The sequence below is a fragment of the Microbulbifer sp. JSM ZJ756 genome, assembly GCF_044383805.1.
Taxonomy (GTDB): Bacteria; Pseudomonadota; Gammaproteobacteria; order Pseudomonadales; family Cellvibrionaceae; genus Microbulbifer; species Microbulbifer zhoushanensis.
Map to the genome: position 1 here is coordinate 97,790 of NZ_JBISER010000001.1, position 13,416 is coordinate 111,205.

Annotated in this window: 10 protein-coding genes; 2 read left to right on the forward strand and 8 right to left on the reverse strand. The window is 60.2% G+C overall.

Going from position 1 to position 13,416, the window contains the following annotated elements:
* Nucleotides 1-5 precede the first annotated feature (5 nt).
* The 7 genes from ACH6CX_RS00465 to ACH6CX_RS00495 all read right to left on the reverse strand — a co-directional run bounded on the left by ACH6CX_RS00465 (nucleotide 6) and on the right by ACH6CX_RS00495 (nucleotide 9,456).
* Nucleotides 6-734, reverse strand: a complete 729-nt coding sequence (locus ACH6CX_RS00465) for an ABC transporter ATP-binding protein (RefSeq protein ID WP_232942162.1) — start codon at nucleotides 732-734, stop codon at nucleotides 6-8.
* Between the two features lie 37 nt (nucleotides 735-771).
* Entirely contained in the window at nucleotides 772-2,103 is a 1,332-nt protein-coding gene (locus ACH6CX_RS00470; protein ID WP_232942164.1) for an MgtC/SapB family protein, read from the reverse strand.
* 270 nt (nucleotides 2,104-2,373) lie between these two features.
* Nucleotides 2,374-3,240: a copper resistance protein B gene (locus ACH6CX_RS00475; RefSeq protein WP_232942166.1), complete on the reverse strand. Its 867-nt coding sequence runs from the start codon at nucleotides 3,238-3,240 to the stop codon at nucleotides 2,374-2,376.
* 8 nt (nucleotides 3,241-3,248) lie between these two features.
* Nucleotides 3,249-5,048: a copper resistance system multicopper oxidase gene (locus ACH6CX_RS00480; protein ID WP_232942168.1), complete on the reverse strand. Its 1,800-nt coding sequence runs from the start codon at nucleotides 5,046-5,048 to the stop codon at nucleotides 3,249-3,251.
* A gap of 134 nt (nucleotides 5,049-5,182) precedes the next feature.
* On the reverse strand, nucleotides 5,183-6,481 hold the full coding sequence (locus tag ACH6CX_RS00485; protein ID WP_396674272.1) for a hypothetical protein: 1,299 nt from the start codon (nucleotides 6,479-6,481) through the stop codon (nucleotides 5,183-5,185).
* 475 nt (nucleotides 6,482-6,956) lie between these two features.
* Entirely contained in the window at nucleotides 6,957-7,466 is a 510-nt protein-coding gene (gene greB / locus ACH6CX_RS00490; RefSeq protein WP_237061319.1) for a transcription elongation factor GreB, read from the reverse strand.
* A 16-nt stretch (nucleotides 7,467-7,482) separates the two neighbouring features.
* Nucleotides 7,483-9,456, reverse strand: coding sequence for a S9 family peptidase (locus tag ACH6CX_RS00495; protein WP_396674274.1), 1,974 nt, complete (start codon nucleotides 9,454-9,456; stop codon nucleotides 7,483-7,485).
* Nucleotides 9,457-9,724: 268 nt separating this feature from the next.
* Between ACH6CX_RS00495 and ACH6CX_RS00500 the strand changes: the two genes are divergently transcribed.
* On the forward strand, nucleotides 9,725-10,579 hold the full coding sequence (locus tag ACH6CX_RS00500) for a 3-keto-5-aminohexanoate cleavage protein (RefSeq protein WP_334078928.1): 855 nt from the start codon (nucleotides 9,725-9,727) through the stop codon (nucleotides 10,577-10,579).
* A gap of 160 nt (nucleotides 10,580-10,739) precedes the next feature.
* Nucleotides 10,740-12,218 carry a sodium:alanine symporter family protein gene (locus tag ACH6CX_RS00505; RefSeq protein ID WP_232942178.1) on the forward strand — a complete coding sequence of 493 codons (1,479 nt, stop codon included), beginning with the start codon at nucleotides 10,740-10,742 and terminating at the stop codon, nucleotides 12,216-12,218.
* A 27-nt stretch (nucleotides 12,219-12,245) separates the two neighbouring features.
* Here the strand turns inward: ACH6CX_RS00505 and ACH6CX_RS00510 are convergent, their stop codons facing one another.
* On the reverse strand, nucleotides 12,246-13,409 hold the full coding sequence (locus ACH6CX_RS00510; protein ID WP_232942180.1) for an acyl-CoA dehydrogenase family protein: 1,164 nt from the start codon (nucleotides 13,407-13,409) through the stop codon (nucleotides 12,246-12,248).
* Between the last annotated feature and the right edge of the window lie 7 nt (nucleotides 13,410-13,416).

Here is a 13,416-nt window from a genome sequence, read left to right on the forward strand (position 1 = left end):
GGCCCTTACCAGCTGAGCTGGTCCGGTGCACAGGGTTCCGGGTGGCGCTCGCTTCTCTGAATACGGCCATCGGCCATATAAAGCACGCGATCGGCCATGTCCGCGATACCGGCATTATGGGTGATGATCATGGTGGTGGTGTCCAGCTCGCGGTTGGCGCGGGCGATTGCTTCCAGCACCACAATTCCTGTTTTACTGTCGAGCGCGCCGGTGGGTTCGTCGCAGAATAGGACATTGGGTTGTTTGGCAATTGCGCGGGCGATGGCGACCCGCTGTTGCTCCCCGCCGGATAGCTGGGCGGGGAAATGTTCCATGCGCTGTTCCAGGCCCACCAGGCGCAGCGCCTCCTCCGGACGCATGGGGTTCTTTGAAATCTCGGTTACCAGGGCGACATTCTCGCGGGCGGTAAGGCTGGGAATCAGGTTGTAGAACTGGAACACAAATCCCACATGCTCGCGCCGAAACAGGGTCAGGTGGCGGTCATCGAAGGCTGTCAGTTCACGCCTGCCGAAAAACACCCGCCCCGAAGTGGGGGAATCGAGTCCACCGAGGATATTCAGCAGGGTCGACTTGCCGCTGCCGGATGGGCCCAGCAATACCACCATCTCCCCGCTGGGAACTTCCAGGTCAACGCCACGCAAGGCGTGCACAGTGGCTTCACCGCTGCCATAGGTTTTGGTGAGCTTCTCGGCACGGAACGCGATGGCCTCACTGTCAGTGGCTGTGCTCTCCATCGAGTGCCTCCATGTACCTGCAGCGCGGCCGGCCTGCTCAACCAGCGCCCGTTGGCCAGAGGAATATCACGGCAATGCCGGTAATAAAGGGTAAGGTAAACAGCAGCAGCACCCCCCTGAACAGCGCCCAGCCACCCAGGGCACCGGCAGCGCCCGCCTTGAAAACCAGGTTGGCCAGTGTCGCGATGATCATTGCACGCCAGGCGGTGGCGGCTTCCAGTGCCCCCCTGCCGGCCAGGTTGGCGGTGGACAGGGTAATGGCGTCCACGTCGGTAAAACCGGAAATCAACGCCACGACATAGATACCCTGGTTGCCGAAATAATCCTTGGCCGCGGCGACGGCGAGTAAGACCAGGGCATACATCAGGCCAAACACCAGTGCCGGGGTCAGTTCCGCCGGGTTGGTCTGCTCGGGCATCTGGTCTTCCCGGGCCCCGATTCTCAGGTAGCCCAGCCCGCACACCGTGACACTTACCACCAGCATAACCGCCAGGGGCGGGATGAGTTGCAGGACCATGCGCGGCGCAACCACGGCAATTTCCACGAACATGCGCAGGAACATGCTGGTGGAGGCAATCAGGATCACCAGGGCTGCCAGCCTGACCAGCGTTGCCTGATTGCGCGCCCTGCGCGCGTAACTGACCGTGGTGGCGGTGGAGGAGATCAGGCCACCAATAAGCCCGCTGAGCAGCGTGCCGGTGCGGGCGCCGACGATCTTGTAGGCGCCATAGCCGCCGAGGCCAATGCCCACGATCAGCACGACAAGCAGCCAGATCTTGAAGGGATTCAGTACATCGTAGGGGCCGAAGGTCCGGTTGGGGAGAATCGGCAGGATGATCAGGGAAATCAACGCAAACTGCATGATGGCACGCAGGTCTTTCTCCGGCAGGTGCTGGGCAAAGGCGTGCATACTGGGCTTGAGGTGTAGCAGTATGGCGATGGTGCCACCAACCGCCACGGCGATGGATTTCTCGCCCACCATCACATAGGCCCCCACCAGGTAGATCATCAGTGCGGTGATTTCCGTGGTAATGCCGGTGGTTTCCTCCTCGCCACGGAGTCGCTCAACATTGCCGAGAATGAGCAGGATAGTGACGCTCAGGAGTCCTGCGGGCACCAGCCACTGGGCCTGGTAGACCATGCCGATACGTGCCGCGAGGGCGCCAAATACCGCAATCAGGGGAAAGGTGCGAATGCCACCAATGCGATCGGTGGTGCGCTCGCGCTGCAGGCCCACCAGCAACCCCAGGCTGAGTGCGATACCGAACGCGATGGCGCTATCCAGGTCGACGTAGCCAATAGCGCCGGGTATCTCGTTGCTGGCGGGGTTCTCCAGTGGCTGTCCGGGGGAACCGGGGCTTCCTTGCAAGTCAGGGTCCATTTATTGGGATTATGCTGTCGGATCATTCAAGCCAGCCGGCATGGGGCGAATGCACTGGTGTGAGTTTTTCGTCAGTCCGGCAGGCGTCCTTAATCTGTCGCGGGTGAGTTCATCCTTTAATATAGTCGCTGGCCGCGGGCCCTGTGGCGGCCTGGTGATCCCGGGGGCGGCGGGGAGCAGGTGCCGGGATAGACATCACAGCCTGATCTGGCGTTGCTCTCAACAGCCTGTGCCACAGGAGGCAGCGGCGGCCAGTTATCAGAACCAGAAGCGCACACCGGCTACTGCGAAGGTGAATTCAGAGTCCTCCCCATCAGCTTCGACCAGGTCGGCGGATTCCCCAATCTTGCGTTCCCAGGAAACACCGAGGTAGGGGGCAAACTTGGGTGTAATCATGTAGCGCAGGCGCAACCCCAGCTCGATAGCGGTAAATCCCTCGCCAATGTTGTAGGCCGGGATATCGGAGAAAGAGAAATCCGTTTCCAGCCTGGGCTCCAGCACAACCCGTTGGCTGAAGTGGAAGCCCCGCTCTATCTCCAGCCGCCAGGAGACATGGCCGTCTTCGCTGATGTAGCCGGTCAGGTCGGTTTCAAAGCCATAGGGTGTCATTCCCTGCAGCCCCGACGCCAGAAACGAGCGACTTTCGCGGGGATTGAAGTCGTGTCGTATACCCAGCTGGTAGTCCCAGAAAGGGCGGATGGCGTGGTTCCAGAAAACCTCGAGCTTTGCCGCCTCGGTCTTGCCGCCGGCTTCCCGCTCGCCCTCGGACTCCAGATACAGTTTGTTATGGTCGCCACCATACCAGGCATCAATTTCCCAGAGCTGCTTTTCGGTATCACCGTCGCGTTGGTACTCGAGTCTCTTGCCCAGCACCTGCATAAATTTCTGGTTGTCGTGGATGGGAATAACTCCAAAGTTTCCCTGGGGTTTTCCCGTCGCATCTTCTGCGTACTTGCGAATCTGCTTTCCAGGTTCAGGGGGCAGTGGCGGGCTCCGGTAGCCTTCCGGTTTGGGCTCGGTGCCATCCTCTGAGGCCTGGATCGGGACATTTTTCGGGGGCTCCGACGCTGCCGCGAAGCTCACCGGCAGCAACAGGAGAAGGGGCAGGGCAGGGTAGTTTTTCATAAGCTTGCTCAGGCAACCCGTACCACCTGGAACATCCCCGCCTCCATGTGGTAGAGCAGGTGACAGTGGAACGCCCAATCGCCTTTTTCGATGGGTGTAATCAGCACCGACAGCACCTCTCCCGGCTTGATCAGGATGGTGTGCTTGAATGGTATCCGTTCATTATCCTCGCCGTTTTCCAGCTGCATCCACATCCCGTGAAGGTGCATCGGGTGTTCCATCATGGTGTGGTTGACCATGAACAGCCGCAGCCTTTCGTTGTACCTGAACAGGTAGGGACCGGGTTGTTGGGTAAATTTCTTTCCATCCAGCGAGAAAATAAACCGCTCCATATTGGCGGTGATGTTGATGGTCATTTCGCGGTCGACCGTGGCGCTGTAGGGCTGGGGCTCCGCGGAAACCAGGTCAGAGTAGGTAAGGACTTTCCAGCCATCGTTGCCCAGGCCGATACCGGGCTGATTGAGCCGGCGCTGCGGATTCATCACCACCATGGCCACATTGGGGTTTTTCCTGTTGGGCAGGAAAGGCATAGGGCCATTGGGTCCAGGGATGGCGTCATCCTGCATTTGCAGGCGCTTGCGGTGCAGCTTTTCCTTCATTGCCTCTGACATGCCGCCGAAATACCGGCCCTTCATCATGCCCATGCCAATATCTTCCAGCTTGCGATCCGGCACTGGTCGCAGTTCCGGTACCGGTGCGGTCATTCCGGGTTCCGGGGCAAGGGTCCCGCGAGCGTAGCCGCTGCGGTCGAGCGACTCGGCAAACAGGGTGTAGGCGCGGGCTTCCCGCGGCCTGATGAGTACGTCATAAGTCTCTGCTACACCAATCCGGAATTCGTGGCAGCGTACCGGCTGCACTGCCTTGCCGTCGGCCATCACTACTTCCATATCCAGGCCCGGGATGCGCACATCGAAGTTACTCATTGCCGCGGCATTGATCACCCTTAACCTGACCGTCTCACCCGGAAGGAACTGGCCGCTCCAGTTCATGTCCGGCGAATGACCGTTCATCAGGTAGGTATAGATATACCCGGTGACGTTGGAGAGATCGCGGGGGCTCATGTTCATCCTGCGAAATGGCAGCAGTTCGGCATTGGCTTCTGCAAAGCCTTTTTCCCGCACCTCATGCAGATAGTCGAACACGGTGCGCTTGTAGTAGATGTAGTGTTCGGGGTTGAGATTGATATTGCGGAACAGGGACTCGGGATCGGTAAACGCCCAGTCTGAAAGGACGATTACATGGTCGCGGTCGTAGTGGAAGGGCTCACCGTCCTTCGGGTCAATCACCAGCGGGCCATAGGTGCCGGTCTGCTCCTGAAAACGTGAGTGGCTGTGGTACCAGTAGGTGCCCGCCTGTACCACCGGGAATCGATAGCGGTAGGTCTCGCCCGGTTGGATCCCATTGAAGTTCACCCCGGGCACACCATCCATGCGGAAAGGTACCAGGATCCCGTGCCAGTGAATGGAAGCGTGCTTTGTTCCATCGAGGTGGTTGGTGACATCCATTGTCACGGTATCGCCCTCGCGCCAGCGGATCAAAGGGCCGGGGACGGTGCCGTTGATGGCAGTGGCTGTGCCGTAGCGACCGTCGATACCCAGGGGGGTATATCGCAGCGCCAGGTCAAAATAGTCCTGCGGATGGTAATCCCCGATCCCGCCATGCAGGTTGCGGGGTGAAGCGAGCGCCCAGGAGGCCAGGGGCAGCGCCCCATTGATACCGGTGGTAAACAGGCCGACGCCCAGGCCCCGGAGAAACTGGCGCCTGCTGCAGGTTCCGGCCGTGCGATACGGCTTTTGCCTCGATTCCATTGTGACCTGTTTCCCCGCTGGCGAGATGGGGGAACTCTAGTCTATCCGGGTGGGCGCCGCGCGGAACGGGCCGCCGGCTCAACAAAGAAAAGAAGCCGGGGACCCGTATTGAATGTGCATGCTGCAGCCGTGGCTCAGCCGGCGGAACCCACGCCACAGGAGCCCAGGCGTTGCTTCCAGAGCTGTTCATTGGCCAGGAAATCCGCATACTCCTCGCGGAAATCCTCACAGGCTGCGGTCCCGTCCTCGGAGGAAGCACAGCAGGTCAGTGCCTTCCTGAGTTCGCGCTCGGAAACACTGTCAAAGGCGGTGGAATCGTCCGGTCCGTACATGATGCTGTCTTCCCAGGATTTCACCGGGCGCCAGGAATTATTGCCGTATGCCCCGCCATAGAAGCAGCCGGCGCCGGCTTCGCAGTCCAGGCCGATATCCTCGGTCCCCCAGACTGGCGCGCAGTTGGAGCCGAAGTAGTCGTCCGGGGTTTCCGACCAGGCGCAGCACTGGTAAACCCCGTTCTCGTCTTTGGTGCAGTCCCCGTCCTCGAGCCGGTTGTGGCTGACACACTGGTCACGGGTAGTGAGGGTGGGGCAGACGGAAGTCTCGGACTGCGTGTACTCGGAAGCCGGTTTGAAAGAATTGCACCATTTGGAGCAGCCGGGACCGTCCAGGTTGCGCCATTCCCGCGAGCGCTCGCTGGGCCAGCCTTCCACGGCATCGCCGTTCTTGTTGATGCCTCCACCGTAGAAGTCCGCCAGCCCGAAGTTGTGGCCCACTTCGTGGATTACGGTATTGGTCTGTTTTTCCAGCACTGTCTCCTGGTCCAGGTTCGAGTTCGATCCCACGTAAATTACTTCGCCGGCCGAGCCGCCGTTGGGAGAGTCCGCGAACGCCACCTTGATCAGCCCATTGATGTCACTGACATCGCACTGGGCCAGGATTTCCTGGTGGATTTTTTCGTCGTCGCACTGGAGGAGGTCACCGCCGTTGAGGCCCTGGTTGGTGCCCTTGCAGTTGAAGTCCTCGCCACTGCCGACATCCAGCTGGTAGAAAGCCAGGTGGCTGAAGTATTCGCTGAATGGGGGAATCGCCTGGAATTGCTCGAAAACCGCATTGTTGACCAGCTCGTCAAAATACGGTGCGTCGTTGATATTGAGGAAAAATATCTTCAGCTCGGCGTTTTCGCTGCCCTCGAAGGGTACGCAGTTGCCGACGGAGACATAGTCCCCGGGAAGCAGGCCGGTTGTACCGGTATTGCCGGAACCACCGCTATCGCCGCCGTTGCTGCCACCACTGTCACCGGAGCTGCCATTGTCAGTGGAACTGGAGCCGGGCGGGCTGGAAGGGGAGTCATCGCCACCGCCGCCACCACTACAGGCGGACAGCAGGCAAATAGAGACCATCAACAGCAGAGTGCGAATACAGGGAGACATCATTGGAATCACTTCTGGTGGCTATTTTTTATACATTTCGCGGAGCCGCGCTGCGTGTTATGTCCGCTATGCACCTGCAGCCTTCAATGACCTGATAGTCGCCTCATGGCGACCCGAAACTCCCTGTCTTTTTGGTGAACAAATTTTATGCAGCGCTTTTCGCCAGCCGCACACCCCATATGCGCGACGCAATTGGCGCAAAATCATACAGATTGATTTCGCTTTTGCATACCCTGCAAACGAAGTGGTTAGTAATTGATCAATCGGGGTTCCCCTTAAAATTGCAGGGAGGCGCATGCGAAGTGAGGTATGTGGTAATCGCCGGGGAGAACCCGGGCGAACTCCAGGAAGTTTCACGGCCGGAGAGAAGCAGGAATCGGCTGAGCTGGATCCACTGCCGGCTACCGTTTATTTGATAGTGCCGTGAATTAATGATGAGGTAGGTTTTTTACTGCCGCCGGGAGTAAACGACGGTCATTCAGTCGGCAGCTTCCTCGTATCGGATTTCCAGGACGTAATAGGTTACCCACTGCTCCTCAATGCGAATATCCACCTCGTCGTCCAGTCGCTTGCCCAGCAGCGCGCGGGCTACCGGCGAGTCCATGGAGATCAGTCCCTCTCTCACATTGAATTCGTCCGGGCCCACAATGCGATAGGTACTGGTGTTGCCCTTGTCATCCTCAATGGTGACCCAGGCCCCGAAAAACACCTTGTCGCGCTCTTCCGGGATACGGTCCACCACCGTGATTTCTTCCAGGCGCTTGGTGAGAAACCTTACCCGGCTGTCGATTTCCCGCAGGCGTTTCTTGCCGTAAATGTAATCCGCATTCTCGGAACGATCGCCCAGTTTGGCAGCTTCACTCACGGCATTGGTTACGCGCGGCCGTTCCTCTTCCCACAGGAACTTTACCTCAGCGCGCATGCGGCGGGCGCCCTCGGGAGTGATATAGCGTGAGCCGCGGGGCCGCGGCGGTCTCCATCGTCCCACTGGAATTCAGCTCCTGTTATCCGTTGGCACTTTGCTGACTGAGATTCTCGATCTCGATACCGGGGCCGGGCTCCGCCAGCGGAAAGCCGAAAATACGGCTGTAAAACTCCAGCTCTGCAGACAGTGCCATCTTGATACTGTCGGCGGCGCGGAAGCCGTGCCCCTCCTCGGCAAAGGTAATGTAGGCCACGGGAATACCCTGCTGACGCAGGGCATCGACCATCGCTTCGGCCTGGTTGGGCGGCACCACTTTGTCTTCCATCCCCTGGAATACAATCACCGGGCAGTTGAGTTGCTCCACGTGATTGATCGGCGAGCGTGCACGGTACAGCGCTTCCGCAGCGGGCCACGGACCCACCAGCTTGTCCAGGTAGCGGGATTCGAATTTATGGGTGTCGCGGGCAAGCGTGGTGAGGTCGCCGACGCCATAAAGGCTGGCGCCGGCCTTGAAAGTGTGATGGAAAGTGAGGGCGGCCAGCACGGTATAGCCCCCGGCACTGCTGCCCTTGACCAGGAGCCGCTGCGGATCCGCAAGGCCCTTCGCAACCAGGTATTCCGCCCCGGCACAGACATCCTCTACATCCAGCACGCCCCAGCCATCCTTGAGGCGGTCGCGGTAGGCGCGGCCATAGCCGGTGCTGCCGGAGTAATTGACGTCCAGTACGGCAAACCCGCGACTGGTCCAGTACTGTATTTTCAGGTTTAGCCCGGCTGAGGTGGCCCCGGTGGGACCACCGTGGCTGAGGACTAGCAGCGGTGGCAACTCGTCCCCGGGACCGGTGTAGTCCGGGTTCTGCGGCGCGTAATAGAAGGCAAATACGTTCCGGTCGCCCACCGGGTACTGGATAGCCTGGGCCTGGGAGAAATTGTTTGCGGGCAGCCCTGCACTATTGCTGCGGGCGATCTTGGTGAGTTGCCCGGAGTGGTCGTCAAAAGCGACTACTGAGGAAAAATCGCCGGGGGATGCGGCGATGAATACCGCCTTATGGCTCTCGCAGTGCAGGCTCTCGATATCGCAGTAAGGTTGCTCGATTCGCTCATGACCCCCGCCTTCCAGGTCAATGCGCCCGAGCTGCCAGCGACCCTCTTCGGTGTAGGTACAGAGTATCGAGTCACTGGTCAGGAAACTGTAAGTGGACATACCAAAGACCCACTGCGGCGTGGCGAACTCGGCGTCCTTCTCCCATATCGGTTTATCGTCGCCGCGACGATAGATATTCCACCAGTTACTGCGATCAGAAACATAGAACAGTTCACCCCCGGGGGACCACTGGGGCTGGAAGATTGACTCCTCCGCGCCGCCGGCAACGACTTCGATATTTCCGGGAATGCCGTCTTCATCCAGGTTTGCCAGGCAAAGCTCGGTTCCATCCCAGGGCATATTGGGATGGAACCAGCGCAGGAAACTGAGCCGCTGGCCGTCCGGGCTGAGCCGGGGGTTGGAGTAGAAGTCAGCTCCCTCTACCAGCACATCGGGTTCACCCTGCGTGGCAGTTTCCGCCAGTGGGACAGCCACAATGCGTGCCACTGGTTCATCGCCGCCTTCACACGGGCGGTAGTCCTCCTGGATACAGACCAGGCGATTGTGGTGCTGGTCCAGGGAAAAATCTGCGTAGCGGCAGGGATCATCCGGTGTGAGAGGCTGTGGTTCGCCACCCTCCAGCGGCATCCGGTAAATGCGCTGGTCCGTTGCGAGCACAAAGTACACCTGGTCCCCTGCAACCAGGTAGCTGGCGCCGCCATATTCATGCGCCTTGGAGCGGACACTGAGCGGGGCAGGGGTGATATCCCGGGTACCATGCTCCGGGCAGTGCTGGACCAGGACCGAGCGCCCCTTTTCTGCCGGGCGGGATTCCAGCCAGTAATAGCGGCCGTCTACCAGGCTTGCTTCACCGAGTCGCACGCTGCCCTTTACCAGGAGGTCGGCGGTAACGGCAGATTTCCAGCTGCCGTAGGGTGCGGCGGTAATGCCGTTGGGCTGCTCGCTCATGAATTGGTCTCCATTCTACCGCTGTTTATTCCGGGGCTGCTTGCCCGACTTATGGCGCGCATTCTGCCGAGCCGCCAGGCCGTGTACAAGTCGGCTTTGCCGGCCCGGCGGCCTGTGGCAGCCTGACCAACCAAGCAATTGCTTGGTTTGTGTTCTGTTCCAGCCGGCCCGGATTGCGGCCTGCGGCGCGAATTCCACTATGCCCCGGGATGGCGAGGTGCTTGCCCCGGGCCCGGGTTCCAATAAAGATAATTCAGGAGTCCTGCCCATGTCCGATGAAGTTGTCATTACCTGTGCCCTGACCGGCGTGCTCACCAATCCGCAGCAGCACCCGGTACCGGTCACGCCGGAAGAAATGGCTGCCTCTGCCCGCGAGGCCTTCGATGCCGGTGCGTCGGTGATGCATGTGCATTTCCGTTCCCAGGAACCGGGTATGGGACACCTGCCCAGCTGGGATCCCCAGGTGGCCGTGGCCATTGCCGAGGCGATTCGCCATGCCTGTCCGGGCGTAATCCTCAACTTCAGCACCGGCACCATCGGTCGGGACCAGCAGGGCGCGCTGGACTGCATTCGTGCCGGGCGGCCGGAAATTGCCGCCTGCAATGCCGGCAGCCTCAATTACCTGAAAGCCCGTTCGAATGGCACCTGGGCCTGGCCGCCGATGTTGTTCGAGAACACGGTGGAGAAAATTGAGGAGTTACTGGAGGTCTGCCGCGAGACCGGCACACGGCCGGAGTTCGAGTGCTTTGATGTGGGCATTGTCCGCTCTGTTGGTATGTTCAGCGATGTAGGTATGGTCGAGCAGCCCAACTATAACCTGGTGATGGGCGTCGCCTCGGGCATGCCCGCGGACCCGGACCTGCTGCAACTATTAACGCGATACATGCATGAAGGAACCCTGTGGCAGAGTACGGTGATCGGGCGCCAGGAAATCTGGGCACTGCACCGCAAGACCGCCGAACTTGGCGGCCACCTGCGCAGTGGGGTGGAGGATACTTTCTACCTCCCGGATGGCTCGCGTACCAGTGGCAATGGCCCGTTGATCGAGGCGCTGGTTAATTTGGCGGAGGAAGCCGGTCGTACCGTCGTGTCCCCGCAGCGGGCGCGGGAGATTTTCCTCTAGGGGCATGGGCCCCGTCGCCGGCAGGGGACCAACCGGTCTGCCACGGGTCATATAGTTCCCTCGGGGTAAACTAGTCTTAAACGCAGGTGTAGTCTTTTCCGCCACCAGTTGCGGGCCGGTGTCGTGCCCGCAAACCGGGGCCAACCAGCGGAGTGGCCGAATGCAATCCTTCCTTGATGCACTCTCGACAGTAATCGGCTGGGGCAACTCCCTTGCCTGGGGGGGGATCGGTGGTTTCTGGTGGCTGGGAGTCCTGATTGCGGCGTTGTTGCCCGCAGGCCTTTACTTCACCATACGCAGCCGGTTCATCCAGTTCCGCGCTTTCGGTCATATGCTCTACGTCATGCGCTGTAGCCTGCGCCGCGAGCACTATGACTCGGTTTCCTCATTTGAGGCCTTTGCCACCAGTGCCGCCGCCAGGGTCGGTACCGGTAATATTGCCGGTGTGGCGGTGGCGATTACGGCCGGTGGCCCGGGTGCTGTCCTGTGGATGTGGCTTGTGGCCCTGGTGGGCATGGCCACCAGTTTTGTGGAAAACACCCTGGCGCAGACCTATAAGGAGCGCGGGGAGGAGCACGGTACTTTCCGTGGCGGCCCCGCCTATTACATCGAGAAAGGCCTGGGTCGCCAGTGGAAATGGCTGGCGGTGGTGTTCTCGATTTTCCTGGTGATCAGTTTCGGCTTCTTCTTTAACGCCGTGCAGGCCAATGCAATGGCTTCTGCTATCAGCGCCGCGTTCGAGATAAACCCGCTGCTGGTGGGAGTGATTGTTGCCCTGGTGGCGGCAATGATCGTTTTCGGGGGGATTCATACCATCGGCCGCTTTGCCGGGCTGGTGGTACCGGTGATGGCGCTGGCCTACCTGGCCATTGCGATCCTGGTGATCTTTATGAACCTGGGTGAGCTGCCATCCGTGCTGGGCCTGGTAGTCAGCAATGCCTTCGGCGTGCAGGAAGCCGGGGCGGGTGCTTTCGGGGCGGTTGTTGCCAATGGCATCAAGCGTGGTCTTTTCTCCAATGAGGCCGGTATGGGCTCATCACCCAACGTGGGTGCCGCGGCGGACGTAAAGCACCCGGCGGTCCAGGGCTATGTGCAGATGGCGTCAGTATTCCTGGATACCATCCTGATCTGTACGGCGACAGCGGCGATCATCCTGCTGGCTGATGTGCATATGGTGGGTGACATCGAGGGCGTGACCCTGACCCAGGATGCGCTGGCCAGCGAAGTGGGCAGCTGGGGCAGCGGCTTTATTGCCATCGCGCTGATCTTCTTTGCCTTTACCTCCATCATTGCCAATTATTACTACGCGGAAACCAATATTTTCTACCTCTGGCACACCCGCACATCGATCCTCTGTTACCGGGCACTCTATATCCTGTTTATCCTCTTTGGTGCCTGGGTGGCGGCCAGTGGCAGCTCCGACAATTTCGCGCTGCTGTGGAATATGGCCGATATGTCCATGGGCTTTATGGCGACGGCGAACCTGCTGGCGATGCTGTTACTGTCCGGGGTGGCATTCCGGGTAATGGCTGACTACGAGGAACAGCGCGCGCGGGGCATTGACCAGCCGATGTTCGATGCACGCAAGCACAATATCCCGGGGGTGGAGCACGATGTCTGGGACGCTGATCGCTGGTAACTGTCCCTCTCTTCTCTGTGATTGCCGTCAGATTCCCATCTGCCGCGACGCCAGGTCCCGCAGGATTTCCTCGGAACCGCCGCCGATCGCGTTGACCCGGACTTCGCGGTAAATGCGTTCCGTGCGGCTGCCACGCATATAGCCCGCGCCTCCCATAACCTGCATGGCTTCGCGGGCACAGAGTTCCATGGTTTCGGTGGCCTGCACCTTCAGCAGTGATACATCGGCAACCCCGAGTTCACCACGCTGCTCGGCAGCGGCACAGAGTTCCAGGTAGGCGGCGGTGGCGTTGATGCGCTGCAGCATCTGCGCAAACTTGTGGCGGATTACCTGGTGGTCGGCGAGCCGCTTGCCGAATGTCTTGCGCTCCCGTGCCCAGTCGATCGCTTCCTGCAGGCAGACGCGACTGTACTCTACGCAGGACGCGGCGATGCCGAGTCGTTCGCTGTTAAAATTGTGCACGATCGGCAGGAAACCGGCATTCTCCTCCCCGACCAGGTTGGCCCTCGGGACGCGAACCCCGTCGAAGAAAATACTGGCAGTGTCGGAGCACCACCAGCCCTGTTTCTGCTCCAGCGCCTGGCGCTCCACGCCGGCTGCATCGGCCGGGATCAGCAGCAGCGAAATTCCCCCGAAGCCTTCGCCGCCAGTGCGCACCGCGGCGGTGAACCAGTTGGCCCGCATACCACCGGTGATAAAGGTCTTTTCGCCGCGGACGATAAAGTCATCGCCATCCCGCTCGGCGCGGCACTGCAGGTTGGCAACATCTGAGCCGGCACCGGGCTCGGTGACCGCGAGGGCAATATGCCTTTCGCCGCGCAGTACCGGGGGAATCACCGCCTCCCTGAGGGCGGGACTGCCGTAATGGACGACTGGTGGCAGGGCGATGCCGTGCACCATCAGGCTGGCGTAAAGCCCGCCCGCGCCACACCGGGCGAGTTCTTCGGCGGCGACAATGGTGTGGAATATATCCCCGGGAATGCCGCCGTAGGCTTCGGGATAACCGAGAGGTAACAGGCCGACATCCGCCGCTTTGGGCCACAGCTCCTGTGGCAATTGGCCTTCCTCATCCCACTGGCTGACAAATGGTGCAATCTCTCGATCGACGAAACGGCGCAGTTGCTCGCGCCATTGATGATGCTCGTCGGTGCGGAAGGGGCTGTACAGGCGGCTGGAATCAATGTCGAACACAGGCTGT

Coding starts and splice junctions, on each gene's coding strand:
- ACH6CX_RS00500 (WP_334078928.1), top strand. CDS start 9,725: ATGTCCGATGAAGTTGTCATTACCTGTGCCCTGACCGGCGTGCTCACC.
- ACH6CX_RS00475 (WP_232942166.1), bottom strand. CDS start 3,240: ATGAAAAACTACCCTGCCCTGCCCCTTCTCCTGTTGCTGCCGGTGAGC.
- ACH6CX_RS00465 (WP_232942162.1), bottom strand. CDS start 734: ATGGAGAGCACAGCCACTGACAGTGAGGCCATCGCGTTCCGTGCCGAG.
- ACH6CX_RS00480 (WP_232942168.1), bottom strand. CDS start 5,048: ATGGAATCGAGGCAAAAGCCGTATCGCACGGCCGGAACCTGCAGCAGG.
- ACH6CX_RS00495 (WP_396674274.1), bottom strand. CDS start 9,456: ATGAGCGAGCAGCCCAACGGCATTACCGCCGCACCCTACGGCAGCTGG.
- ACH6CX_RS00485 (WP_396674272.1), bottom strand. CDS start 6,481: ATGATGTCTCCCTGTATTCGCACTCTGCTGTTGATGGTCTCTATTTGC.
- ACH6CX_RS00505 (WP_232942178.1), top strand. CDS start 10,740: ATGCAATCCTTCCTTGATGCACTCTCGACAGTAATCGGCTGGGGCAAC.